This window comes from Paenibacillus helianthi (assembly GCF_001909055.1).
Lineage (GTDB): Bacteria > Bacillota > Bacilli > Paenibacillales > Paenibacillaceae > Paenibacillus_AQ > Paenibacillus_AQ helianthi.
Map to the genome: position 1 here is coordinate 22,843 of NZ_LVWI01000025.1, position 23,426 is coordinate 46,268.

Here is a 23,426-nt window from a genome sequence, read left to right on the forward strand (position 1 = left end):
GGAGAGAAGAGGAGATTCATGACCAGCGTAAGCAGTCCAAATCCCAAATATCATATTGAAGACGGCCGGTACAGCATCCAGCATATGAAGCGTAAGGGCATTACCGCCATGCCGCGTCCCCACAGCCACGAATGGACCGAGCTCTACTACCTGCTAGAGGGGGAGCGCGTATATTTTGTGGACGACCGGGTGGTTACTGTACATAAAGGCGAGCTGATCCTGATTCCCGGCAGCGAGCTTCATGCCACCGCCAGCTCCGAGATAGCCGAGTTCGAGCGGATTCTGATCAATTATGATCCTAGCCTGCTGCCGCCGGCGCTGCGGAATAGAGCTCAGTGGTTTCACAGCCGGGGCTACCGCTTGTTCAGGCTGACACTGCGCGAACAGGACGAGGCGGAGAGCCTGCTGACCCGGATGCTGGAGGAATGCCGCCTGCAGCGCCCGTATTATGAGACCTGCGTAATCACCTTATTGACCGAGCTGATGATCCTGCTGCAGCGTTCAGAGACCACCTCACAGGCTGGAGGAACGAAGCATCCGCTGCATCAGCTGGTCACGGAAGTCGCAACCTATATCCGAGATCATTACCGGGAGTCACTGACCCTTGAAGAGACAGCCGGACATTTTTTCATCAGCCCCTCTTATTTAAGCCGGGTATTCCACCGGTTGACGGGCTTCCATTTCCGTGAATACATCGTCCACATCAGGGTCAGGGAAGCCGAGCGGCTGCTCGCCGGGTCAGGCGGCAAAATTCAGGAAATCGCCTCTGCCGTCGGGTTCGAGCATCTCTCCCACTTCAATAAGACATTTAAAAAATCAACGGGTCTGACCCCGCTCCAATACCGGAAGGAAGCAAGGTCGCGCCCTTCATCCAGGGCATAGTGTGAATTCCGGTTCAGGCCCGCAGGCATTCGTTAACTCTCTGTAAGGACCAAGTCTCCCGAGTTCGTTAACGTGACACCGCTGCTATTATGCATCTGCAGTGCCGGCACTGCCGGGGTTTGCAGGCTGATGCGGTCCAGCAGCACTTCTTCGGCATGGCGCAGAATGATCCCGCGCTCACTTACCGCATGAAAGTTCTCGACAGCAAGACCGGCCAGCGGCATTTCCGGCAGCCCGTTTACGAGCAGTGCGGTGGCCGCTCCATGGCAGATGATGTTCCGTAAGGAAATATCCCGGAACTCCGGGGTGGCCTCGGTTACCGGGAACAGCTGTCCGTCATACCCTTCCGAGCCCTCAACTCCTGCATAGAACATATGAAATGACACCGCCTCGTGGAGAATGCCGCTCATTGTGATATTCTCCATAACAATATCCTCAACTATACCGCCTCTGCCTCTGGCGCTTTTGAACCGCAGGCCGATATCCGTGCCGATGAACAGGCAGTCATTAACTCTGACCGCATGTACTCCGCCGGACATCTCGCTGCCGATGACCACCCCGCCATGCCCGTGATACACGGTACAATGCCGGATCGTAATATACCGGCAGGGCATGCCCATCCTGCGGCCTTCTTCGTCTTTGCCCGACTTCAGGCAGATCGCATCATCCCCTACATCGAAGCTGCAGTGCTCGACAAGTGCATGTGTGCAGGATTCCAGATCAAGACCGTCCCCGTTCTGCGAATACCACGGATTGCGCACCTGGATACTCCGCACGGTAACCTGCTCACAGCCCATGGGGTGAAGGCACCAGGCAGGGGAATTCTGGAACGTCGGTCCCTCAAGCAGTATTCTGCAGCATTTCCGCAAGCTGAGCAAGGCTGGACGGAGATATGGCCGAACCGGCAAATAAGCCTCCATCCCGGTTTCTCCGTTCTCCAGTAGTTTCTGGACGTAGGCCTCCCCTTCCATCGCTTCACGGCAAGGCCACCAGATTTCATTCTCCACATCAAGCACACCACCGGAGCTGGTTAGCTTCTTCCACTGCTGCTCCGTCATTTTGAACCGTTTTACCGGCCGCCAGCCATCACCGCTGCCGTCGAAGATTCCTTCTCCCGTAATCGCAACATCACTTAATGCCTCTCCGTCCAGAGGCGCCTGGCAGCGCCAGCCGGATGTTCCCTCATAATGCGAAGGAAGGAGCGGGTACAGCTCCGGGTCAGCAGCAAACAATACAAGTGCCCCCCGCTCCGCAGACAGATTAATCCGGCTATGCAGAGTAAGCGGACCTGTACGCCAGATTCCGGAAGGAATAACTACCTTTCCTCCTCCGGCGGCAGCACAGTCATCCAACGCAGCCTGAATAGCAGAGGTGCACAGTGAATTTCCGTCGCCCTGCGCCCCATAATTGGTTATGTTAAACGTCCGATCAGGAATCTGCGGAAGCTCAGGCAGCGGATAAGAATTAGAACTCTGCTTGCCGTTCATCGTCCTGTCCCTCCCCTTTACTCAAGTCCTTCATAGCTGAACCAGTCAAAATCGGCGTAATTACCGCTCTCCGTCCCCTGTGAGCTTGCATACATCCCCATGTAAGCCCCTGTAAACCCTCCGGCCAGATCGGTGCTGAGTACTCTTCCGTCAGCCCCTTCGTGCAGAGCAATCCACTTGTCAGCTTCCGACGATCTGTAAAAGAAGCTGTATTCCTGCCCTTTGGCCTCTACCTTAAACTGCACCTTATCTTGCGGATACGGCTCTGCAGCAAGCAGCTGTTCACTGCCGCCCCGGCGTTCGATCAGGCGCAGCACCTGCTCCCCGGCATCCAGTCCCAATTCAAACCTGAAATGATAATCCGCATTCTGCAGCAGGACAAAGCCTGCGGTTTCATTCTCTGTACCCGGTCTAAATGTCATGTCCGCAGCCGCTCTGAAACTCAGATGCTGCTGGCGTCTTCCGACAAAGGACGGGTTGCTGATCTCGGAGAGCCGCTCCGGCTTCAATTGCAGCCGCAGTACCCCCGGTTGTTCCGTAAGACTCCAGAATCCGCCGCGCGGTGTCCGCAGGAAGTTCCATACCGGTGCAAGCACACGATCTTCAAAATCATCACGCACCGGCAGCTCCGGCCATTTCGTCTCCGGCAAATCCGGAGCCGCCGCTTCAAATTCCAGGACCCCTTTGCCCGGATTCACTACAGGCCATTCATTCTCCCATGCAACCGGCGTAAGGAAGGTTTCCCGTCCCAGATTGCGGTAATAACCGCCGTTTGTCCGTGAAGCCAGGCAGAACATCCACCAGTCCCCGTGCTGGGTCTCTACGAGTTCCCCATGGCCGACATTGACAATAGGATATTGTCTGCCGAGATGCCTGTGGGTCAGAATCGGATTGGCCTTATGGCCTTCATAAGGGCCGGTCACATTCCTGCTTCTGGCGATAGTAATCGCATGGGTATGGCCAGTTCCGCCTTCGGCAATCAGGACGTAATACCAGCCGCCGATTTTGTAGACATGCGGACCTTCCTGTGCATGAGCTACCTTGAGTGCCCCCTGCCAAATGCTGATCTTGGGTCCGGTCAGCTTACCCGCTGCAAGGTCGATTTCCTGCAGCCAAATATCCATATGCTTCGGATAATCCTGGCCCTCCGGCGGAACCCGGTTACCGGTATAATACACTTTGCCATCGGTATCAAAGAATAATGAGGAGTCGATACCCGGCGCATCCTCCAGCCATACGGGGTCGGACCAGTCCCCGGCGGGGTCGGTTGCCGTAACATAGAAATTGTGCTGATTTTTGTCATTATCGATATAGGTAGTAATCATATAAAAGATGCCTTCATGATAGCGGATGGTCGGCGCCCAGATGCCCATAGACGGAATCGTATGATCCAGATTCAGCTGAGACGGACGGTCCAGCACATGCCCAAGCTGCCGCCAGTTCACCAGATCCTTGCTGTGAAAGACCGGAACACCGGGGAAGAACTCAAAGCTGGAAGTCACAAGGTAGTAATCCTCACCTACGCGGATGGCCGAAGGATCAGGGTAGAAACCCGGCAGTATCGGGTTGCGGAATGTTCTCAATATAGGAAGCCTCCTCAAAGCATTTAAAATGTAAGCACAACCAATTATAGTTCGTATAAGTTTAACTTTCTTGCATTTTCTATGCTCTGTTTCTCCAATTTTATACTTCTATGCTCTATTTATTATTTTTCCCATCTTATCCTACCTTGTCAGGGAATACCTTGTCCCTCTAGAATGAGTGTAGTAGGATTTACACAAAGGGGCGATCAGCATGGGGAAAAAAAAGAAATTATACACCCGGTTTTTCATCAGTCTGACCACGATATCTGTCTGCTGCATCCTTGTGCTGGCAGTTGTAATCTTTTACTGGTACCGGAATATTTCGATAGCAAGTGTCAATAAAGCGAACCAGAATGTTCTGCTGAATACCGAAACCGTATTTATAAACTATAAAGAGATCGTCCAGAACTATACGATGGACTTCTATGCCAATCCGAATATCAATGCGCTGATGATGAGCGGGGATACAGACTGGAGCGACCAGCTCTACAGTGCCCTAAGCCAGATCCGCGGCGCACTGGTAGTCAACCAGTATCTTGAGAACGCATACATCTTTGGTGTAAAAGAGCCCGTCGCCATGTTCGAAAATATGCCGCTGAGCCCGTCGTCCAAGCTGGAGTTATCACAGCTGATGCGGAACAGCCGCATTATTGAATCCCCTTTCCTGTGGAAAGCTACCTTGAACAATGGCGCTCCCGTGACACTGCTGACCGTTTTCTATAATGACCGGGCCTTCGCGGACAGTACGTATTACGGGGCAGTGGCGTTAACGGTCAATTTGTCCAAGCTGCAGAATAATCTGTTCACACAGACAGACGGTGAAGCGACACGTTATGCCGTGCTTGATGCGAACGCTACAGTTCTTATGCACAGCGCACTTTCCGGAAATCCCCTGGATTCCGGCATGCTGGAGAAGATCGTTGCCTCCTCCGCTGAAAGAGGTTCTTTCGTCTATAAAGGTGCCGGCGAACCCCAACTGATTACCTTCGTGTACTCACCGGGGGATAAGCTGTGGTTTGTCTCGGAGACTTCCTATAAGGACAGCATCCGGGATATCTCCAGCGCCCGTAATCTGATGATTGGCCTATGTCTTGCCCTTATTCTGGCCGCATCCGTGATCTCAGGCCTAATCTCCCGGCAAATCTACAAGCCTATCGGCCGGCTGTTCGGCAATATCATCCATCTGTCCGGCAATGAAGAGGCACTGAAGACAGGTGGGGATTTCGATGCAGCCAGTCAGGAATTAGAGATAATCGGGGTCAAGCTGGACCAGTTGAAGAAGGAGAATCATGACAGTGCCTTGATGCGCTGGCTGCTCTCGCCCCGCGGAGCTCCGGATAACCGCGATAATCCCAATATGAGCTTAGGCTCGTCTGGAGGAGCCTATTGCGTATGCGTGCTGGAGGTACTAGCCGAAGGACCATCCGGGGATGCCTGGAATATATGCAATGAAGTGATTCAGCAGATCCGCACAGAATTCTCCGCGCTGGCTGAGGTGCAATCCTTCCTGCCGCATGAAGGGTCTGCTGTTCTCATTCTCAGTGAGCTGAATAGCGGAAGCTTCGGGGATTATACCTTATACCGCAGTAAATGGGAGGAGACCGCTACCCTGTTCCCCCCGTCCGGTATCCGCTGCGCCTTTGGCATTAGCGGATTGTCGGTTGATCTAAGCAACCTAAAACCCAAATATAATGAAGCTGCCGAATGCCTGCAATATATTAAATTTCACAATAAGCAGAATATTATCTTTGCGGATGATACCATCCACCTGAACAGCAGTCCGGTACCTGAAAGTACACTTGAACCTGTACTGCAGGCAGTCAGGCTGCCGGAGCAGGGGGTACACATTCCGCAGGCGGTAGAACGGCTGCTGGCGGTTGTGACCAGTTACCGGGCAGAGCCTGCCACCATCGCCTTGTCGAGGCTTGCTTTTGAGCTGAGCCGCACCGCCGAGCTTAACAGCGAGGCGCAGCACTCCGGCTTTCTGGATGATTACCAGCGGATCTGGCAGATCCGCAGCTATGACGAACTGCGCAGCTGGATGGAAGCCGGCTGTTACGCCGCCCTCGCGCGGATCTCCGCCATGAGCGCCGTACAGACCCGGAGTATTGCAGCCGAAGCGATCTGTTATATCCGGGAGCATTATGATGATCCCAGGCTGTCGCTGAACGCCCTTGCCGAGAAAATGTCGCTTAGTCCCGCCTATCTCAGCAGGCTGATCGCCGATGAAGTGGACAGCAGCTTTCCCGATTTCGTCAATCTCCTGCGCCTGGAGCAGGCACAGCTGCTGCTGGTAACGGAGCTCGGGATGGATATTCAGGAAATTGCCGGAAAGGTCGGGTACAACAGCAGCACCTATTTTACAACCCAATTCAAGAAGCGATACGGGGTAACGCCCTCCAAATGGAGAATGAATCATATTCTGCTGCATCAGGATTAGCCTCACCAATCCGCTTGCTTAAGCAGTCCAAGTAAAAATCCAGGGATGTCCAGCGGCCGTTTAAATGGCCCGGACATCCTTTTTTGGGGCCAAAAAAGCCCATGATGCACTCAAAAAGCAGAAATATGATACCTTTTTCGTTTTTTTAAGGCCGCTGATTCCGTTTTTTTAACCTTTTCCCGTTTATTATGATAGCGTTTACATTTGCGGCGGATTTATGATTTGCCTTGTAAAGCATGCCCCTGAAATACGGGGAGATGTGATAACGCTAGTCATAAAGGAGTGAATGGTCAATGATTCAAGAGGCTGCACCGGAGAAGCCGGGACGGCAAAGCCTGAGCCTGAAGCTTAAGGCCGCCAGAACCGGAAGCCTCCGCAAATCCCTGAGAAAGGACAGCTCCCTGTACCTGCTCGCGCTTCCAGGTATCATCATCTTAATTCTTTTTGCGTACCTGCCGATGAGCGGACTGATTCTCGTCTTCAAAAATTACAACTATAACGACGGAATCTTCGGCAGCCCCTGGGCGGGCTTCTCCAACTTCGAGTTCTTCTTCTCCAGTATGGAGGACGCCCTGAGAGCTACACGCAACACCGTAATGTTGAATGCGCTTTATATGCTGACCGGCACGTTCTTTTCAGTAGCTATCGCCGTGATTCTGAATGAGCTGCGCAGCAAGTGGTTCATTAAGGTAACGCAGAGCGTGATGTTCTTCCCGTATTTTATCTCTTGGATTATTATCGGGGCGATTCTCTTCTCCCTGCTTGACTACGACAAAGGGATTCTGAACCAGCTGTTTCAGTCACTTGGCCTGGCCCAAATGGACTGGTATTCCAGCCCCTGGCTGTTCGTAATCATTCTGGTGCTGGCGAATATCTGGAAAAGTGCAGGCTATGGCGCGATTATTTACTATGCTGTACTGCAGGGAATCGATACCTCCTACTATGAGGCCGCACGGATCGACGGGGCTTCCAGGTGGCAGATTATTACCAAAATCACCATACCAATGCTGATTCCATCCATCATTCTGATGACTCTGCTCGGTATTGGCGGAATGCTCAAAGGCGATCTCAGCATGATTATGGGTGTAACCTTCCTCAATCCGCTGCTTCTGCCGACTACTGACATCATCGATGTGTATGTCTACCGCACCGCCATCCGGTCCGGCGAGTTCGGCTTTGCTTCAGCCATTACGCTATACCAATCCGTCTTTGGCTTCATTCTGGTGCTGCTGGCGAACAAGCTGGCGGGCTGGTATGACAAAGACAGCAAACTATTTTAGGAGACCAAACGTATGCAAACTACCGAAAGCAAAGGACTGCTCATCCTCTTTTATGCCTGTATAGCCGTTTTTTCAGCCATTTGTCTCGTGCCGTTTGTGCTGGCGGTATCCGGTTCACTCTCCACCGAATCGCGGATCGCCGCTGAGGGATACTCGTTCTGGCCCAGAGGCTTCACCTTTGAAACCTACGAATTCCTGTTTGGCTCCAAAGCAGAGCAGATTCTGAGGGCGTATTCCATGTCGGTGGTTGTAACCGTGCTGGGTACCCTCACCGCCGTGCTCGTAACTACCGCCTATGCTTACGTCATTTCGGTCAAAGGCTTCAAACTCAAAAATTTCTTCGCCTTCTTCGCTTATTTCACGATGCTGTTCAGCGGCGGGACGCTGCCCTGGTATCTGCTCAGCACCAAATATTATCACTTAGGCGATACCCTGCTCGGGCTGTTCATTCCTTATGTACTGAGCGTGTTTCTGATGTTCCTGATGGCGAACTATTTCCGCAGCATACCGCATGAAATTGTAGAATCGGCGCAAATCGACGGGGCTGGCCACCTGCGAATCTTTTTCAGCATTATGATTCCGCTCGGCCGGGTCGGGCTTATCACCATCTCCTTATTCTATGCGCTGCAGTTCTGGAATGACTTCTACCTGCCGCTGATGCTGGTATCCGACCAGGATCTCTACACGATTCAGTATTTAATGTACAACATGATGGCGAACATCCAGTTCCTCGCTTCCGGCAACGCCGCACAGGTTGGAGGCGCCATTATCGCTCCACCGCTCGAGACGGCCAAGATGGCCATGACCTGTCTGACCGTTCTGCCGATCGCCATTCTTTATCCTTTTCTACAGCGCTTCTTCGTCAAGGGCATTGTCGTCGGGTCAGTCAAAGGCTGATTTCCGGTACACTGCCGCAATATGGATTGCTCCAGGCCCCTGCTCCCCGCCGCCGACTTGTTGTACAATGGGTTAAGGGAGCACAGCCTATGCAATATATGCCTCATAAGTACATTCTATTTCAGGAGGGTTCATCATGAAAAAGAAAAAAGGTTGGTTAAGTCTGCTCCTCTCTGCTGTGTTCCTGTTAAGCGCCTGCTCTCAGGGCAATAATGAAAGCGCTAACTCTGGTGATTCCGGCAATAGCGGCAGCGGAGGTACAGCCCCTGCAGCTACGGCGGACAGTGGAACTGGAGGTACCACCCTGGCGCCGGCCAAGCTGAAAATTGTCCTCTACGGGGATGAGTCGAACCGGATGAAGGAGCTGGCGAAGACTGATTTCTATGATGTAATCAAAAAAGAAATCAATGCCGAGGTGGAATTTCAGTTCCTGCCCTGGACCGAATACGGCGGAGGCAAAACCGATCTGATGCTCTCAACGGGTGAGGATTTCGCCACCTATACCGATGCCAATTACATGGTGAAATCTGTAGCCAAAGGACTCTATGCCGATCTTACCCCCTATGTCGGGGCTGCGGCTGATCTGAGCAAAACGGTGGATGAAGCCTCCTTTACCGCTTTTCAGCTCGACAGCAAGCAATATGCCATCCCGGTTGGCAACAAGCCGAATTCCGCAGAATTCTACAGCGTGCTCGTCCGCCAGGATTTACTGGAAGAAGCCGGCATGAAGCAGGTAACTTCACTGGCTGAGCTGGAACAATTCTATGATAAAGTGCATGCCCTTCATCCCGAGCTGATCGGTTACGCCAGTACCGATGCCCGCAGAATGCTGCAATATGACTTCACCGATAAAAATCTGTACTGGCAGAATGATTTCATTGCGCTCGATGAATCGGCACAGAACGATCAGATCATTAACTGGTTTGAATCCGATGAGTTCAAAGCTTATGCCAAGCTGATGCGCGGCTGGTATGAAAAAGGCATCATCCCGAAATATGCCGCTACCAATGTTCCACAGCTGCAGTCCGACTGGAATTCCGGCAAAGCGATGTTCTGGGCAGGCACGGCGGCCCGTCCGTTCGAGGGTGCGGCAACCATCTCCCAGGCAGTACCTGACGCCAAGCTGGTTAACTATTTCCTCGGCACCGGCCGCCCAAAAATCAGCCGCGGCACGTACAGCACCGCCTTCTTCGTCTCTGCTGCCGCCAAGGACCCTGAACGCTACGTTATGTTCTTCAACCTTCTGCAAAAAAATCAGGAGCTGTACGACCTGTTCGCCTACGGGATCAAGGGAACCGATTATACCCTGGATGATAACGGCCGTCTGACCAAAATCAGCACCGATTCACTGATTCCCGACTGGCTGCTGATGAATAAAAACTTCATCCGCTTCGACAACACCGTGCCGGATGATTTCATCGCCAAGTACAAAGCCTGGGATGACGGAGCCATTATCTCCAAAGGCGCCGGCTTCAATTTCGACAATACGCCGGTCAAGAATGAAGAGACGAAACTGAACGGCGTGTTCACTGAATACCTCGCCCCAATCGGCAGCGGCTTCAGCGACTATGACACGGCCTTCCCGAAAGCGCTCGAAAGACTGAAGGCGGCGGGGATTGATAAGTATATCGCGGAGTACCAGAAGCAATTCTCCGAATGGTATGCGAAATCAAAATAAGCTGATATACACAGCACCACTGTTCGTTGAAAACTCGGAATCGCCAGCTTTTGAATCATATTAGTTTTTGACTGATCAATTAAAAGAAGCAGCGGCAGAATAAGACTAAATAAAGTCTTAGACTGCCGCTGTTGTCGTTTTAACTAACGTTCTTCGTTAGCATTCAATAGAAAATATTTATACTATAATTTCTTCTTTAAGAAAAATTGTTTTATATCTTCTGGGTATTCATCGTCGAAGGTTTTCTGCTTCTTCCTCAAATTTTGAAACCCAGAGAGGATTATGGGGCAGAACTTCTACTCTCCTCATTTTTGTGTTCTCACCATCCATTCAGTCGTGGTATAAATCAGTGCCCAAACGAAGTTGCGCAGTGAAGATGAGGTATTCACATCCACCATGCTACCTTCTTGCCCCTATGGTCAATCCGGCCGTTCGGTGCGGCTCCGGCTATTCGGTGAAAACAGTTTAGGAGTTCTAGAACTCATCGATCAACGAAATCCCTTTTGTAATGCGCATTCTACTATCTTGCAAGAAATCGCGGGTCCAATCATCGGGTTGAGTTAAATCCCAACTCCGGTACATACCGCCGACTACGATAATTTCACGTAGTTTAAGAAAAAGCTTCATCCGATTTTCCCAGCCGTCAGGCATTTGTCGGCCATCCTCAGTGTAGCCTAGCTCGAAATGTTTAATGAAAAGTTCGTATTGCGCCTTACGTTCAGACTTCGAATCTTCCCCGAATACATACAGCAAGTAATAGAGCTGGATAGCAATATCCTCGACATACCAACTGTACTGACACTCGTCGAAGTCGAAGAGCGTTATTTGCCCTGATTCATTGACCGTGAAATTACCTACGTTGATATCTCCGTGAATTAAACCAAAATGATCAGATGTCACAGGCAGACCAGCCAGATTTGCTGTAAGTTCATCAATAGCATGAATAATAATGGGTTGTAGCTCTGCCGGTAAATAATCTTTCGCTCGTAAGAGGTAATCATTAAATTCCCAAGTGTGTCTTGTGGATACAGGTTTATACAGCTTGGTCAGTTCATGAAGACGGCCTGTTATGCGACCACATTGTTCATAAAGTATTGAATTGCCCAGGCATTCTGGATATCCGATTTTTCTGCCAGGTGCATAGTTGAAAGAGGTTGCGTAAAAATCCATCGTATTCCCTTCGATATGTTCAAAATCCTTTCCATTAACCGATACAACCGGGTCTGATACCGACATACCATTGTCCGAAAGATAACGAATCCATTCTATTTCAGCTGCAAGTCCTTCCGACGTGCGAAGTATGCCCGGAGTAAAACGGAGAATATATTTTGATTCATCGCGATTATAGGAATAAATAAAGTTTTGAAAGCCTCCGATGAAAGTCAGATCTTTTGGACTGATCCCGAAGCGCTCAGCACCTTCAGCAACATGTTCATCCAGGAACATCAGTTTTATTTTGGGGTCCATGATTTCTCCTTGGTAATTGAATTTAGATCGAATACTATAATTCTAACCCATTACTGTTACATCGCTTTAACAGCGTCTCAACCAATTTCTGAATCTTGGAGTGGGAAATTAAATATACAGGACCCATTATTTCTATTTTGCCGTCCTTTACACGCATTGCACTCTCCTGTTCTGCTGCATAAACATCGATCTCTTCAGACAAGGGGAACAGGTAGCCTTCAACAAACGTAGCGTAGTCGCGCTTAGCATGAGATTCATAGGCAAAATGATCAAAGCCAATACCATCATAAATAGTACTAGTTTCCACTTCATTGCCAGTGTTTTTCAAGCATAACCATTCTGCAGCCATGTTTAACGCACCAGCGCTGGCACCCATTATAACGGCATTGCTGTTCTTAATCACATCCGATAATTCATAATCTGCCAAAAAATCATTTTGCAAAACAGGATCTCCACCGCATAAAAAAATGACAGAAGCGCCCTGAATGAATCGCTGGGCATCTTCCTTCTGCATGCGGTAATCAATGAAATGATATTCATCAAAAATAATGTTAGCCTGATTTAACCATGTACATTCAGAGACATCATCAATGTTAATTGGCTCACCTGTATAACCTGATGGATCAGCGCTAATCATAATAAGCGATTTTCTGTCTAGTATATCCTCATGCAAACAATGAACCAGCTTCTCTGGAAAAAATGATTAAACCAACTGAAATAGTAGTGAGTACTCAACCTTAATTACCTCCATATGTATTATTTACATTCATCCAATCTTAACGAAAATTATACACGCTAGAAAGATGAACGGTTCTTCAGCCATTTCGCTTGCATCTCTTGTATACTTTTCATAAATTTAACTCCACATTACCATAACATGGAATTTAAACATGTGAAATATATTTCCACGTCAAACTGCCCGTTAGCTTAAAAGGCTACCAATCTGCCAGCAGCCTTTATTTTCACGCTATAGATCTGATTGTTGAGCTATCGTTTCCCGTTAAGTAGTTTAAACCGACTTTTGTACCGTACATTTTGGCGCATTGAAAGTGTAATAGAGTTGTTATACGTTTATTGAAAACTGCGCAGATCCTGACAAAGGCATTAAAAAAAGTGTGCCCCGATTACCGGCGGGCACACTTTTATTCTTTTCATACAGCCGGCCTCCCGGCACCGCGTCATGTATCATCCCCAAATGCCCACCAAAGTCAGTATCATTTCCACGGTACCCTGAATAGGCTGTTGTAATTAATTGAATAATGGAGGTATCCCACATGACCTTTGGGAATGAATATCCAAACAGCCAGGCTTATCCATCCGCATATCCTTATTCCTCCCGTTCCACCCCCTACCCTTACTCTCATTACTATCATCTGGTCCGCTCAGACAGCAGCCCGGCAGCACAGCCGTCAGACAGCCAATCCGCAACACAAGAACTGATGAGCGGGCATTTGAACGCAGGCGTGAGCAGCGGGCCAGGGATTCATGCAGATACCGGAGGAGAAGTAGGCGGCAAACACGGCATTGGCTTAAATGCTGGCGGGAATGTTGACTATGGCAGCGCGGGTATGCATGCAGGCGGCCACATCGGCGCTCCATCGTATGGAATCCAGGCGCAAGGCAATACCCATCTGAACAGCAGCCAGGGTCTGGGGCTGAGTGCAGAAGCTCAGGCCCTAGGGAAGTACGGAGTCGCCGCTCAGGCCAAAACCCAGCTGGGTGGCGGTCAAGGCGCAGGTTTTCACACGGGGGCGCAAGCCGGTGGAGCCTACGGTCTGAGTGCGGATGCCGAAGGACATCTGGGATTCAGTCAAGGCGCAGGGCTTCAAACCCATTTGCAGCTTGGTGGAGATCATGGTCTCGGCGCCCATGCCAAGGCACAACTCGGCGGCGGTCAAGGAGCAGGCTTAGGGGTTGCCGGTCAGGTAGGCAAATATAATGGACAGTTAGGCTTTAAGATTGGCGGCAAAGACGCTGGCACCAAGGAGTCTACGGAGTCCCAGGAATAAGTCGGCATAGTAAAACTCCTCATTAGGTTGAAGGAGGGGGCGGTCAGCCCCCCCTCTGACACCGCCGAACATGCAAGTATACCTGTTATGGGACAAGCAGTACATTAGATTTAGCTTCAATGGTCCGTTGCAGGAAAAAATCATTTCACGGAAAAAAGGACCGCCAGCAGGCAGTCCTTGCATGTTTCACTTATGACCTAACCACCCGGCTGATAAGCAGATGCTCAGTCAGTTTTGAGTTGCAGGCTAATACTCTCTTAGCGGTTCAGCAGGCTTCCGACATATTTCAGCAGCTCGTTGGCGCAGATCGGGCAATAGGAATGTTCATCGATCAGGCGTCTGGAAACCTCGTTGATGCGCTTCAGCTGGCTTTCATCCGGCGTTTTGGAGGAGGTGGTGATTTTGACAATATCCTTCAGATCGGTGAACAGCTTCTTCTCGATGGCTTCCCGCAGCCGGTCATGGTTGTTGTATTCGAACTTTTTGCCTTTACGGGAGTAAGCGGAAATACGGATCAGAATCTCCTCGCGGAAGGCTTTTTTGGCATTTTCGGAAATGCCGATCTGCTCTTCTATGGAGCGCATCAGCCGCTCATCCGGCTCCATCTCCTCATCCGTGAGCGGATCGCGGATTTTGGTCCAGTTGCAGAAGGCTTCAATATTGTCGAGGTAATTCTCGAACAGCGTTTTGGCGGATTCCTCAAAAGAGTAGACAAAAGCCTTTTGCACTTCGCTTTTGGCCAGAATGTCATATTCCTTACGGGCAATGGAAATGAAGTTCAGATAACGCTCGCGCTCCTCCTTCGTAATCGAAGGATGCTGATCCAGGCCGTCCTTGATTGCCCGCAGCACATCCAGCGCGTTCATGCACTGTAAATCGCCTTTGATCAAAGCACTGGAAATCCGGTTGATGACATACCGCGGATCAATGCCGGACATGCCTTCGTCCAGATATTCGGTCTGCATTTCCTTGAGATCGGCTTCCTTGTAGCCTTCCACTTCTTCGCCGTCGTACATGCGCAGCTTTTTGATCAGGTCCATGCCCTGCTTCTTACTCTCCTTGAGGCGGGTCAGAATCGAGAAAATCGCCGCCGCGCGCAGCGCATGAGGGGCAATATGCACATGCTTCATGTCGCTTTGGGCAATAAGCTTGGCGTAGATTTTTTCTTCTTCAGACACTCTCAGGTTATAAGGGACGGGCATAACAATCATGCGGGACTGAAGCGCCTCGTTCTTTTTATTCGAGATGAAGGATTTATATTCCGTTTCATTCGTATGCGCGATGATCATCTCATCGGCAGAGATCAACGCGAAGCGGCCGGCTTTGAAGTTTCCTTCCTGAGTCAGTGACAGCAGATTCCAGAGGAATTTCTCGTCGCACTTGAGCATTTCCTGGAACTCCATTAGCCCGCGGTTGGCCTTGTTCAGCTCCCCGTCGAAGCGGTAGGCGCGCGGATCGGATTCCGAACCGTATTCAGTAATGGTCGAAAAGTCGATGCTGCCCGTCAAGTCGGCGATATCCTGCGATTTCGGATCGGACGGACTGAAGGTCCCGATGCCGACACGCTCCTCTTCCGACAACAGCACACGCACTACCTTTACCTGTTCAATGTCGCCGTGATATTCATTTTTGAGCCGCATCTGGCAGGACGGGCACAGGTTGCCTTCGATTCGCACCCCCAGCTCCCGTTCGATCTCCGGACGAAGCTCCAGCGGAATCAAATGCAGCGGATCTTCGTGCATCGGGCAGCCTTCCACGGCATACACTGCGCCTTCATCCGTCCGCGAATACTGCTCCAGCCCGCGCTTTAGCAGAGTAACCAGTGTCGATTTGCCCCCGCTGACCGGTCCCATCAGCAGCAATATCCGTTTGCGCACATCCAGCCGCCGGGCGGCAGAATGGAAATACTCCTCCACGAGCTTCTCAACCGCACGATCGAGTCCAAAGATCTCCTGTTCAAAAAACTTATACCGTTTGCGTCCGTTGATATCCTCTACGCCGTGTGACTTGATCATGTCGTATACGCGGGAATGAGCCGTTTTCGCGGGAGAGGGATCTTTTTTCAGCAGTTCTATATACTCCTTGAAGGTGCCGCTCCACGCCAAACGGTCGTTCTCAGCCCGATACGAAGCTATACGCTCAAATATATCCATTGCTCGCTGCCTCCTCTTGCGCTCCTACTTGCTCCACCAGCTTAGAAAGTGTATTACATAACTATGCGGCGGGCCCGGAATAGTTGACCTCTTTTTTGCTGTGCTATAATAGAGAATCGTTAATAAACCAGGAAAATGCATATTCCTGTAAAATAGGGCGCAGGAGTGACAACTATGGCGGTTAAGCATGAAACGGAGCTGTATGCTCCGCTGAAGAGTTTTTTTGAGAAGCAGGGGTATGCCATCAAAGGCGAGGTGCGGACCTGCGATCTGGTGGGCCTGCGGAAGGATGAGGAGCTGCCACTGATTGTGGAGATGAAAAAATCATTCAACCTCGCCCTGCTGCTGCAGGGGGTTGAACGACTCCGGCTCAGTCCCAATGTCTACCTTGCGGTAGAACGCGTGCGGGACAAAAAAGGCGCGGTGAACCAGCGCTGGGGCGAGCTTACCGGGCTATGCCGCCGCCTCGGCCTCGGGCTGATCACCGTGGTCTTCTACAAGACCAAGGCTCCGCTGGTCGAGGTGCTCGCGGAGCCGGGCGACGCGCCGCCGCAGGTCCGCAGCGGCGCACGCCGGCGCGAGCGGCTGCTCTATGAGTTCCGCGAGCGCAGCGGGGACTACAACACCGGCGGCAGCACGCGCGTCAAGCTCGTGACAGCCTACCGCGAGAAGGCGCTGCGCGTGGCCCTCGCGCTGCAGGCGGCCGAGGCCGAAGCCGCTCACGCGGCCGGCCTCGCCGGGGCAAGGCGCGCTGCGCGGAGCGGCGCGCCAGGGGCAGACCCGGCGGCTGCGCACAGCCGGGCGGAGGCATCGCTCGGCGTGACCCCCGCCGAGCTGCGCAAGAGAAGCGGCGTGCCGGGCGCCGCCGCGTTCCTGCAGAAGAACTACTACGGGTGGTTCTTCCGGGTGGGGCGCGGCCGCTACACGCTCACGGCCGCCGGAACCGCGGCACTGATCGAATATGCCGCGATCGCAGAGATCAGCGCGGGCAAGCTGTAAGTCTGCCCACTTTTGCAGGACAATGCGTGCCTCTAGGCACGCCAAAACAAAAAGGCGTCTGATCAGGATCGCCTTTTTGTTTTGGGCAGCGGAAGCGCTCTCCCGCTTTATTCTTTTGTCCAGGCTTACTGAATTTCCAGCTGCAGCGCACCTACATTCCCAGCCTGTACGCCACTCCTTTACTCATAGGCAGCAGGGAATTCACCTCATCCCAGGTGCCTATCGCAGTTCCATATCCCTCGACCATCTGCAAAAGCCGGTACAAGCAATGACATCCCTATTCCCAGCTTCCCGCAATCAGCTCCGGGCCGTAAACTCGGTCACTGCCTCGCTCATCAGGTTCATGCCCAGCAGCAGCTCATCCCGTCCGGGATGGCTGAAGTTGAGACGGATATATCCGTGCCCCCCACTGACACTGCACAGCGGGCCGGGCAGAAAGGCCACGCCTTTAGCCAGCAAAGCCTTCAGGAGTGCCATCGCATCCAAGCCCTCCGGCAGCGTCACCCACAGGAACATGCCGCCAGCAGGCAGATCATAGCTGCTGCTCTTCCATGCAGGACGCTTGAGCAGCTCCGCCATCAGCTTCAGACGGGTGTTGTATTCGCGGTTCAACAGTGTAATATGCTCGCGCAGGTCAAAAGCGGTCACATCCAGCAGATGATGCAGCAGCCGCTGGTTCAGCGAGCTGGACTGCCAATCGGCCATTTGCTTCGCGGCAGCCATCATTCCGATCAGCTCACGGCTGCCTGCCGCCCAGCCCGTCCGCAGGGCAGGTGCAACGGTCTTGCTGAAGGAGCCAATGTAGAGCACATGGCCACCCTCACTGACATTCTCAAGCGCGTACAGCGACGGATACTTCACTGAAGGATGTTCGCTATACCTCTGAAAATGAAGATCACCATAAGAATCATCCTCAACGATTAGCAGGTTATGAGAGGTACACAACTCCAGCACTTCCTTGCGTCTAGCCAGGCTCCATAACATTCCGCTCGGATTCGTAAAGCTCGGCGTAGCGAACAGCATCTTAGGCCGATGCAGGCGGATTTGTGTCCGCAGATGCTCCGGCAGCAGCCCGTCCCGGTCACCACGGACTGGAATAATCACCGCACCCTGCATCCGCAATACCTGCAGAATTCCCGGAGATGTCGGGTTCTCCACCAGTACGCGGTCTCCCGGATCAATATAGACCCTGGACAACAGATCAATCGCTTGTTGGCTTCCCGTTGTCAGAAGAACTCCGCCTTCGGCAACACTCACACCCTTGGCCTTCAGCCAGTCTCCGGTTAACCATTCACGAAGCGGTGCATACCCTTCAGGATCGCCATATTGCAGCGCTCCAGCATCATCCGAGATCACTGTGGAAGCTGCTTCGGCCAGCAGAGACAATGGAAACAATTCTTCGGCCGGCAGTTCTTCGGCCAGTGAAATCAACGTACCCCTGCGTGTCTCTGTACGAATGCTCAGCAGTGGTGATGAGTTCAATGTATGTGCGCGGGCAGAAAACTCATATTTCATATGCTCCCCCCTTCTCCCTGGTACCAAGAATATTCCTTCCGGGCCTGCAATATGTCGTCATGCTTGGGTTATGCGTACATTTGCTTGTTTTGTCTGGAGAAAAGAGCGAACTTCTCAATCGCCTGTGCTCTTGTAGAGACCTCCAGCTTCACATATATTTTCCTCAAATAATTATCAATCGAACGGCGGCTGACTTCAATTTCAAGAGCAATTTTATCGTATGTAATTCCCTGAACAATCCGTTCCATGATGAACGTCTCCGTCTGGGTCAGCTGTAGCAGCCCATCCAGACCCCGGGATGTTGTCATCGGCCGAAGCCCTTTCTCCACCCAGTTCAGCGGAATGGAGAGAAATCCTTCACGCAGCCCGCCTATCATTTGCAGCAGTTGCCTTGGAGAAGCCCCCTTGGACAACACGCCGCTGGCACCCAGCTCCATGAGCGGCTGGAACAGGTCGCTGTCCTCTTCCTCCGTCATGATAATGAAATGGGTGCCTTTCGAGCTCTGCTTCATCTCTACCAGTGCACCCTCGACCTTGCCCTCCGGCATTTCATAATCGGTCAGCACCAAATCCGGCTGCTGTTGTTGTACTGTGTAGACAGCCTCGTTCCATGTGGAGAACATGCCCACAACCTCAATCTCTTGTTCTTCCTCCAAAATTAATTTTGTTCCCAGCATACTTGTGGGATGACACCCCACGATGACCACCCGCCACACCTTCATCATTAATGCCCAGTCCTCCTGCTAACTATATATATTTACCCAGAAAGGGAAGCGCCATAGCGTTTCCTGTCGGTACGTAAGCAAGGCTACCTGATGTCTTATCAATATTCCCTTCTTTTCCCTTGAATACGCCCCTCATAACTTCCAATCTATAGAAATTGTATCGCAGTAGTTTAATAGAGTGCAATTACTTTTTCATGTTTTCATAAGCCTTTTCACTTTTGCGAAAATAGTAAAAGTCTGATAGAATAAGAACTTGAAAAAAATTTGCCTGAGGTGATCACATGCAACCGCTAGCGGAATCGACGCCGATACACTCGCGCTCTACTGCAGCGAGAAGCCGATCTTCCGTAAAATGGTTTTTACTGTTCTGGATTTTGATGATCGGACTCGGATTTTACGCCGTGTACAGCTACACCAACCATCTTAAGGAACAAGTGCTGAGCGAACTCGGCACCCAAAGCCAGCAACAGCTTACCGTTTTGAAGACCGATTACGAGTCGCGAATTGACGTTATATCCCAGCAAGTAAAGGATTTGCAGAACACTGTGCAGACCTTTAACGAACTTCTTACCTTCACCAAAGATAATGCCAACAACAAAACAGATAACAGCAACAAGCTGTACACCCAGTTGAACGAGGTGCGCAAACAGCTGGCTGCACTGCAAAAAGAAATGGATCTGTTGAAATGATGACACCGGTTAAACGAGTCAACCGTTTTTTCATGCTTCTGACCGCGCCATTTTTCGGCTTGCTCCTCTGTTTATGGTGGTATCAGCCACCTCTTGAACTGAACCTGGGTACAGGAAAGTTCACTGCGGAACCCGGACCCGTCAAGGAAACGGCCGCGCTGCTGACTGATTTAACCGCCGCTCAAGCATCGGCCTCAACTACCATACATTCCATCGGTGCCAGTGCGAAGCTGTATAATCAGACTACAAATGCCATGAATGCGCTGGTTCACATGGCCAAGTCCCAAACCCCGCGGCCGGAACAGATCTACAACCGCCGGATTACCTCCAGGCTGGGGATTCCTGCCGATGTCGTGCAAAGCAACCGGATTACGATTGAACTCTACCGGCTGAACCCCGGCAACTATACAGCCTACGCTTTAAAAGTAAAACTTAAAGACCCTACCGCCATGAAAATGAGTCTGGCCGGTGACGGCAAAGGCGCAGCAGAAACGACAATGCAGGCCGTGAACCGCTATGGTGCGACTGCCGGCATCAACGCCGGAGGCTTTGCTGACCAGGACGGCAAGCGCTACCCGCTCTCCACAACGGTCGTCGGCGGTCAGTACTTATACGGCTTCGAATCCAGCTATAAGGATCTCAGCTTTGTGGGTCTGAACGCATCCGGCCAGCTGATCGGCGGCCAATTCTATAGCAGGACCCAGCTGGACCAATTGCGTCCGGTCTTCGGCGCCACTTTTGTCCCGGTCCTGCTGAAGAACAGCAACAAGATGCCCATTCCATCCAAATGGCAGTTGTCTCCCAAACGTGCCCCCCGCACGGTTATTGGCAAGTATAAGGATGACCAGATGCTGATCATGGTAGCTGACGGCTATAATGAAAATGGCAACTCCGGAGCGACTCTGGCGGAGCTTCAGAACAAGCTATGGAGCATGGGCGTCATTGATGCCTACAATCTGGATGGCGGCGGATCCTCCTCGTTGATTTTCAATGGACGGGTCATTAACCGGCCGTCGGATGGAAACCTGCGCAAGGTTCCTACTAACTTCCTCTTCTTTAGATAAATATTATGTAATGTCAATGAGGCAGATCACATTTACGTTTATTTTTGGAAGACTGGGGGTTATAATTAGGAAAACGAATACAGTCACTCACGGAGGTGCACGCATGTCGTTTTCTCTGACTTTCTGGATTATCACCCTTGTGTTCCTGTTGTTTCTTGCCGGTATCCTTACTGCTTCGTACAACGATGACAAGACCAATGGCCTGTAAAAAAAAGCGCCGCACAAATGTGCGGCGCTTTTTTTGGGGGAACAATCCCTTCTATCCCTTAGGGACGGTCAGGGTCCTTGGTCAGTACAGCAGTCGCCGCTTGGCTGCAGCCCACTTTTGAAGCAACGTCTGGAGTGGGTGTTCCCGCAAGAGGCGCAATTTGATGCCTTTTCTATGTACATGTTGCCTCTTGCACATTCTACTGAAATGTCCGTTCTGATCTAGGCGTGTCTTGGCAATTGGGTCATTTCCGTCAGGCAATCAGCACAAATATAACGATCCTTATATTCGCTTACGCCTTCCATCGATCCGCAAAAGACACATTTGGGACGGTAACGCTCCAGAATGATATGGTCGCCTTGCACCAGGATTTCTACAGGATCACCTTCATTCATTTGATACCTTTTACGCAGGGACTTAGGCAGAACAATTCTACCCAGCTGATCTACTTTTCGAACTACGCCAGCAGGTTTCATATCTAACTTACACTCTCCTGTTCAACTAAAAATTAGTAGCTACTACTTATTTCGGCACTATTCAACTATTTCGTTATCAAAATGTCGAATCCTGCTGAAAAAATTAAAAAATCATGTTTTCTTTTAGAACAGTTGCGGAAAATCCATCTGCCGCAGTGCTTCATAGACAATAATTGCCGCTGAATTCGATAAGTTCAACGATCTTACCGCTTCACTCATCGGCATACGCATGACGGTTTCCTTGCCAGCTTCCAGAATCTCCGGAGACAAGCCTTTGGTTTCCTTGCCGAATACAAAAAAATCCCCATCCCGGAACGTGAAATCGCTGTAGCGCTTGTCCGCCTTCGTTGTGGCATAAAAGAAACGACCATCTGCATACTTTTCCAGCACTTCCGCAAAGGAGTCATGATATTCGATGTGCACCGCATGCCAATAATCCAGGCCGGCACGCTTTAACGTGGCATCGTCTGTACGGAAGCCGAGCGGACGCACCAGATGAAGGTGGGTTCCTGTAGCTGCACAGGTACGGGCGATATTGCCGGTGTTGGCCGGGATCTCCGGCTCCACCAGCACAATGTGTAATGCCATAAGGTATGAACTTCCTCTCTGCAGGCTCAACGGCCTATTGGTGTGTGTAGGAGGCATGGCGGCCGGGTAATGGGACTATTTCAAAGCAGAAAACCTTCCGCCTGTTGGCGGAAGGCCGCAAAATTTGCATTCATTAACCTTGAGTTTGCCGGAAATGCTTCATGAAATCAGATAGCGCCTTTACGCTCTCGTAAGGAACAGCGTTGTATATGGAAGCGCGTAAGCCCCCAACACTGCGGTGTCCCTTCAGCCCAACAAAACCTTCCTGCTCGGCTGCTTTGACAAATTGCTTCTCCAGCTCTTCCGACTGCATCCGGAAGGTAACGTTCATAATGGAACGGCTGCCTGCTTCTGCAACTCCACGGTAGAAACCGTCGCTGCCATCGATATGGTCATACAGCAGGCCTGCTTTATCGCGGTTCTTGACTTCAATGCCGGCCAGCCCGCCTTGCTCCTCAATCCATTTTAACACTTCGTTAACCATATATACAGAGAATGATGGTGGTGTATTGTACAAAGAGTTGTTCTTCGAGTGTGTATCATAACGCAGGATCGTTGGAATGTTCGAAGGAGACTTGGCAATCAGCTCTTCCTTAACAATCACTACGGTTACACCGGAAGGTCCAAGATTTTTCTGCGCACCGGCATAGATCAGCCCGAATTGATTCACGTCAAAGGAACGGCTGAGAATGTCACTGGACATATCCGCGATCAGTGGAATGGAACCGGCATCCGGATACTCCGCGTACTGCGTACCTTCAATCGTCTCATTCGACGTAATGTGCAGATAAGCTGCATTGTCTGCTGCCTTGATGCTGCTCAGCTCTGGAATGGCCAGGAACTTCTTGTCTTCGGAAGAAGCGGCGACATGTGCGCCCCCAACAAGCTTCGCTTCCTTGAAAGCCTTCTCCGCCCAGCTTCCTGTCATAACATAGCTGCCTACCTGACCTTCAGAGATAAAGTTCATCGGGATCATGGCGAACTGTGTGCTTGCTCCACCTTGAATGAACAGAACCTTGTAGCCTTTAGGATTGCCGAGGAGCGAAAGCAGACGTTCCTGCGCTTCATTATGCACGGATTCGTATATTGCCCCGCGGTGCGACATCTCCATAATGGACATTCCGCTTTCCCGGAAATCAACAAACTCCGCTTGTGCGCGTTCAAGTACTGTAAGCGGCAGTGCCGCCGGACCTGCGTTAAAATTGTATGCTCTCTTGTTCAAAATTGCTCCCCACCCTTTCTCTCCTATGAATATGGATATCGCTATGATAGCAATAATCTCACAC

18 protein-coding genes and 1 pseudogene are annotated in these 23,426 nt (G+C 51.2%); 9 read left to right on the forward strand and 10 right to left on the reverse strand.

The features are described 5' to 3' along the window. Positions 1 to 18 precede the first annotated feature (18 nt). A complete protein-coding gene (locus tag A3844_RS06800; protein ID WP_074084609.1) occupies positions 19 to 882 on the forward strand; it encodes a helix-turn-helix transcriptional regulator in 864 nt (287 codons plus the stop codon). 32 nt (positions 883 to 914) lie between these two features. Here A3844_RS06800 and A3844_RS06805 read toward each other — a convergent pair whose 3' ends face one another. Together A3844_RS06805 and A3844_RS06810 are read right to left on the reverse strand one after the other, a co-directional pair. Further along, positions 915 to 2,369, reverse strand: a complete 1,455-nt coding sequence (locus A3844_RS06805) for a glycoside hydrolase family 28 protein (protein WP_074106987.1) — start codon at positions 2,367 to 2,369, stop codon at positions 915 to 917. A 17-nt stretch (positions 2,370 to 2,386) separates the two neighbouring features. Then, entirely contained in the window at positions 2,387 to 3,952 is a 1,566-nt protein-coding gene (locus A3844_RS06810) for a glycoside hydrolase family 43 protein (RefSeq protein WP_074106988.1), read from the reverse strand. Between the two features lie 211 nt (positions 3,953 to 4,163). Between A3844_RS06810 and A3844_RS06815 the strand changes: the two genes are divergently transcribed. The 4 genes from A3844_RS06815 to A3844_RS06830 all read left to right on the forward strand — a co-directional run bounded on the left by A3844_RS06815 (position 4,164) and on the right by A3844_RS06830 (position 10,247). Next, a complete protein-coding gene (locus tag A3844_RS06815; protein WP_074106989.1) occupies positions 4,164 to 6,392 on the forward strand; it encodes an AraC family transcriptional regulator in 2,229 nt (742 codons plus the stop codon). Between the two features lie 293 nt (positions 6,393 to 6,685). Then, the gene (locus tag A3844_RS06820) at positions 6,686 to 7,672 is read left to right on the forward strand and encodes an ABC transporter permease (RefSeq protein WP_083606735.1); all 987 of its coding nucleotides are present in this window, start codon (positions 6,686 to 6,688) and stop codon (positions 7,670 to 7,672) included. 12 nt (positions 7,673 to 7,684) lie between these two features. Continuing rightward, positions 7,685 to 8,569 carry a carbohydrate ABC transporter permease gene (locus A3844_RS06825; protein ID WP_074084613.1) on the forward strand — a complete coding sequence of 295 codons (885 nt, stop codon included), beginning with the start codon at positions 7,685 to 7,687 and terminating at the stop codon, positions 8,567 to 8,569. Positions 8,570 to 8,705: 136 nt separating this feature from the next. Continuing rightward, entirely contained in the window at positions 8,706 to 10,247 is a 1,542-nt protein-coding gene (locus A3844_RS06830) for a DUF3502 domain-containing protein (protein ID WP_074084614.1), read from the forward strand. Between the two features lie 474 nt (positions 10,248 to 10,721). Here the strand turns inward: A3844_RS06830 and A3844_RS06835 are convergent, their stop codons facing one another. Further along, on the reverse strand, positions 10,722 to 11,714 hold the full coding sequence (locus A3844_RS06835; RefSeq protein WP_074106990.1) for a phosphotransferase enzyme family protein: 993 nt from the start codon (positions 11,712 to 11,714) through the stop codon (positions 10,722 to 10,724). A 34-nt stretch (positions 11,715 to 11,748) separates the two neighbouring features. After that, positions 11,749 to 12,449, reverse strand: a pseudogene (locus A3844_RS06840) (Type 1 glutamine amidotransferase-like domain-containing protein). Between the two features lie 539 nt (positions 12,450 to 12,988). Between A3844_RS06840 and A3844_RS06845 the strand changes: the two are divergent. Beyond that, positions 12,989 to 13,723, forward strand: coding sequence for a hypothetical protein (locus A3844_RS06845; protein ID WP_074084617.1), 735 nt, complete (start codon positions 12,989 to 12,991; stop codon positions 13,721 to 13,723). A 257-nt stretch (positions 13,724 to 13,980) separates the two neighbouring features. On the opposite strand, the gene A3844_RS06850 is transcribed toward A3844_RS06845, so the two are convergent. Then, positions 13,981 to 15,876: a PrkA family serine protein kinase gene (locus tag A3844_RS06850; protein WP_074084618.1), complete on the reverse strand. Its 1,896-nt coding sequence runs from the start codon at positions 15,874 to 15,876 to the stop codon at positions 13,981 to 13,983. Between the two features lie 174 nt (positions 15,877 to 16,050). On the opposite strand from A3844_RS06850, the gene A3844_RS06855 reads away from it, so the two are divergent. Further along, positions 16,051 to 16,875: a DUF2161 family putative PD-(D/E)XK-type phosphodiesterase gene (locus A3844_RS06855; RefSeq protein ID WP_074106991.1), complete on the forward strand. Its 825-nt coding sequence runs from the start codon at positions 16,051 to 16,053 to the stop codon at positions 16,873 to 16,875. A gap of 297 nt (positions 16,876 to 17,172) precedes the next feature. On the opposite strand, the gene A3844_RS06860 is transcribed toward A3844_RS06855, so the two are convergent. Then, a complete protein-coding gene (locus tag A3844_RS06860) occupies positions 17,173 to 18,390 on the reverse strand; it encodes an aminotransferase-like domain-containing protein (RefSeq protein ID WP_074106992.1) in 1,218 nt (405 codons plus the stop codon). Positions 18,391 to 18,458: 68 nt separating this feature from the next. Then, positions 18,459 to 19,115, reverse strand: a complete 657-nt coding sequence (locus A3844_RS06865) for a response regulator transcription factor (protein ID WP_074084621.1) — start codon at positions 19,113 to 19,115, stop codon at positions 18,459 to 18,461. A 281-nt stretch (positions 19,116 to 19,396) separates the two neighbouring features. On the opposite strand from A3844_RS06865, the gene A3844_RS06870 reads away from it, so the two are divergent. Then, entirely contained in the window at positions 19,397 to 19,804 is a 408-nt protein-coding gene (locus A3844_RS06870) for a hypothetical protein (RefSeq protein ID WP_074084622.1), read from the forward strand. Further along, a complete protein-coding gene (locus A3844_RS06875) occupies positions 19,801 to 20,868 on the forward strand; it encodes a phosphodiester glycosidase family protein (RefSeq protein ID WP_074084623.1) in 1,068 nt (355 codons plus the stop codon). The genes A3844_RS06870 and A3844_RS06875 overlap by 4 nt, the downstream gene beginning before the upstream one ends. A gap of 429 nt (positions 20,869 to 21,297) precedes the next feature. Here the strand turns inward: A3844_RS06875 and A3844_RS06880 are convergent, their stop codons facing one another. The 3 genes from A3844_RS06880 to serC all read right to left on the reverse strand — a co-directional run bounded on the left by A3844_RS06880 (position 21,298) and on the right by serC (position 23,365). Further along, the gene (locus A3844_RS06880; protein WP_025706451.1) at positions 21,298 to 21,552 is read right to left on the reverse strand and encodes an AbrB/MazE/SpoVT family DNA-binding domain-containing protein; all 255 of its coding nucleotides are present in this window, start codon (positions 21,550 to 21,552) and stop codon (positions 21,298 to 21,300) included. Between the two features lie 123 nt (positions 21,553 to 21,675). Beyond that, the gene (gene trmL, locus A3844_RS06885; protein ID WP_074084624.1) at positions 21,676 to 22,140 is read right to left on the reverse strand and encodes a tRNA (uridine(34)/cytosine(34)/5-carboxymethylaminomethyluridine(34)-2'-O)-methyltransferase TrmL; all 465 of its coding nucleotides are present in this window, start codon (positions 22,138 to 22,140) and stop codon (positions 21,676 to 21,678) included. A gap of 133 nt (positions 22,141 to 22,273) precedes the next feature. Further along, on the reverse strand, positions 22,274 to 23,365 hold the full coding sequence (gene serC / locus A3844_RS06890) for a 3-phosphoserine/phosphohydroxythreonine transaminase (RefSeq protein ID WP_074084733.1): 1,092 nt from the start codon (positions 23,363 to 23,365) through the stop codon (positions 22,274 to 22,276). Positions 23,366 to 23,426: the final 61 nt, after the last annotated feature.

What these genes read in the sequence shown, in the direction of transcription:
- A3844_RS06800 (WP_074084609.1), top strand. Translation starts at nt 19, where the DNA reads ATGACCAGCGTAAGCAGTCCAAATCCCAAATATCATATTGAAGACGGC.
- A3844_RS06805 (WP_074106987.1), bottom strand. Translation starts at nt 2,369, where the DNA reads ATGAACGGCAAGCAGAGTTCTAATTCTTATCCGCTGCCTGAGCTTCCG.
- A3844_RS06815 (WP_074106989.1), top strand. Translation starts at nt 4,164, where the DNA reads ATGGGGAAAAAAAAGAAATTATACACCCGGTTTTTCATCAGTCTGACC.
- A3844_RS06820 (WP_083606735.1), top strand. Translation starts at nt 6,686, where the DNA reads ATGATTCAAGAGGCTGCACCGGAGAAGCCGGGACGGCAAAGCCTGAGC.
- A3844_RS06825 (WP_074084613.1), top strand. Translation starts at nt 7,685, where the DNA reads ATGCAAACTACCGAAAGCAAAGGACTGCTCATCCTCTTTTATGCCTGT.
- A3844_RS06830 (WP_074084614.1), top strand. Translation starts at nt 8,706, where the DNA reads ATGAAAAAGAAAAAAGGTTGGTTAAGTCTGCTCCTCTCTGCTGTGTTC.
- A3844_RS06835 (WP_074106990.1), bottom strand. Translation starts at nt 11,714, where the DNA reads ATGGACCCCAAAATAAAACTGATGTTCCTGGATGAACATGTTGCTGAA.
- A3844_RS06845 (WP_074084617.1), top strand. Translation starts at nt 12,989, where the DNA reads ATGACCTTTGGGAATGAATATCCAAACAGCCAGGCTTATCCATCCGCA.
- A3844_RS06850 (WP_074084618.1), bottom strand. Translation starts at nt 15,876, where the DNA reads ATGGATATATTTGAGCGTATAGCTTCGTATCGGGCTGAGAACGACCGT.
- A3844_RS06855 (WP_074106991.1), top strand. Translation starts at nt 16,051, where the DNA reads ATGGCGGTTAAGCATGAAACGGAGCTGTATGCTCCGCTGAAGAGTTTT.
- A3844_RS06860 (WP_074106992.1), bottom strand. Translation starts at nt 18,390, where the DNA reads ATGAAATATGAGTTTTCTGCCCGCGCACATACATTGAACTCATCACCA.
- A3844_RS06865 (WP_074084621.1), bottom strand. Translation starts at nt 19,115, where the DNA reads ATGATGAAGGTGTGGCGGGTGGTCATCGTGGGGTGTCATCCCACAAGT.
- A3844_RS06870 (WP_074084622.1), top strand. Translation starts at nt 19,397, where the DNA reads ATGCAACCGCTAGCGGAATCGACGCCGATACACTCGCGCTCTACTGCA.
- A3844_RS06875 (WP_074084623.1), top strand. Translation starts at nt 19,801, where the DNA reads ATGATGACACCGGTTAAACGAGTCAACCGTTTTTTCATGCTTCTGACC.
- A3844_RS06880 (WP_025706451.1), bottom strand. Translation starts at nt 21,552, where the DNA reads ATGAAACCTGCTGGCGTAGTTCGAAAAGTAGATCAGCTGGGTAGAATT.
- trmL (WP_074084624.1), bottom strand. Translation starts at nt 22,140, where the DNA reads ATGGCATTACACATTGTGCTGGTGGAGCCGGAGATCCCGGCCAACACC.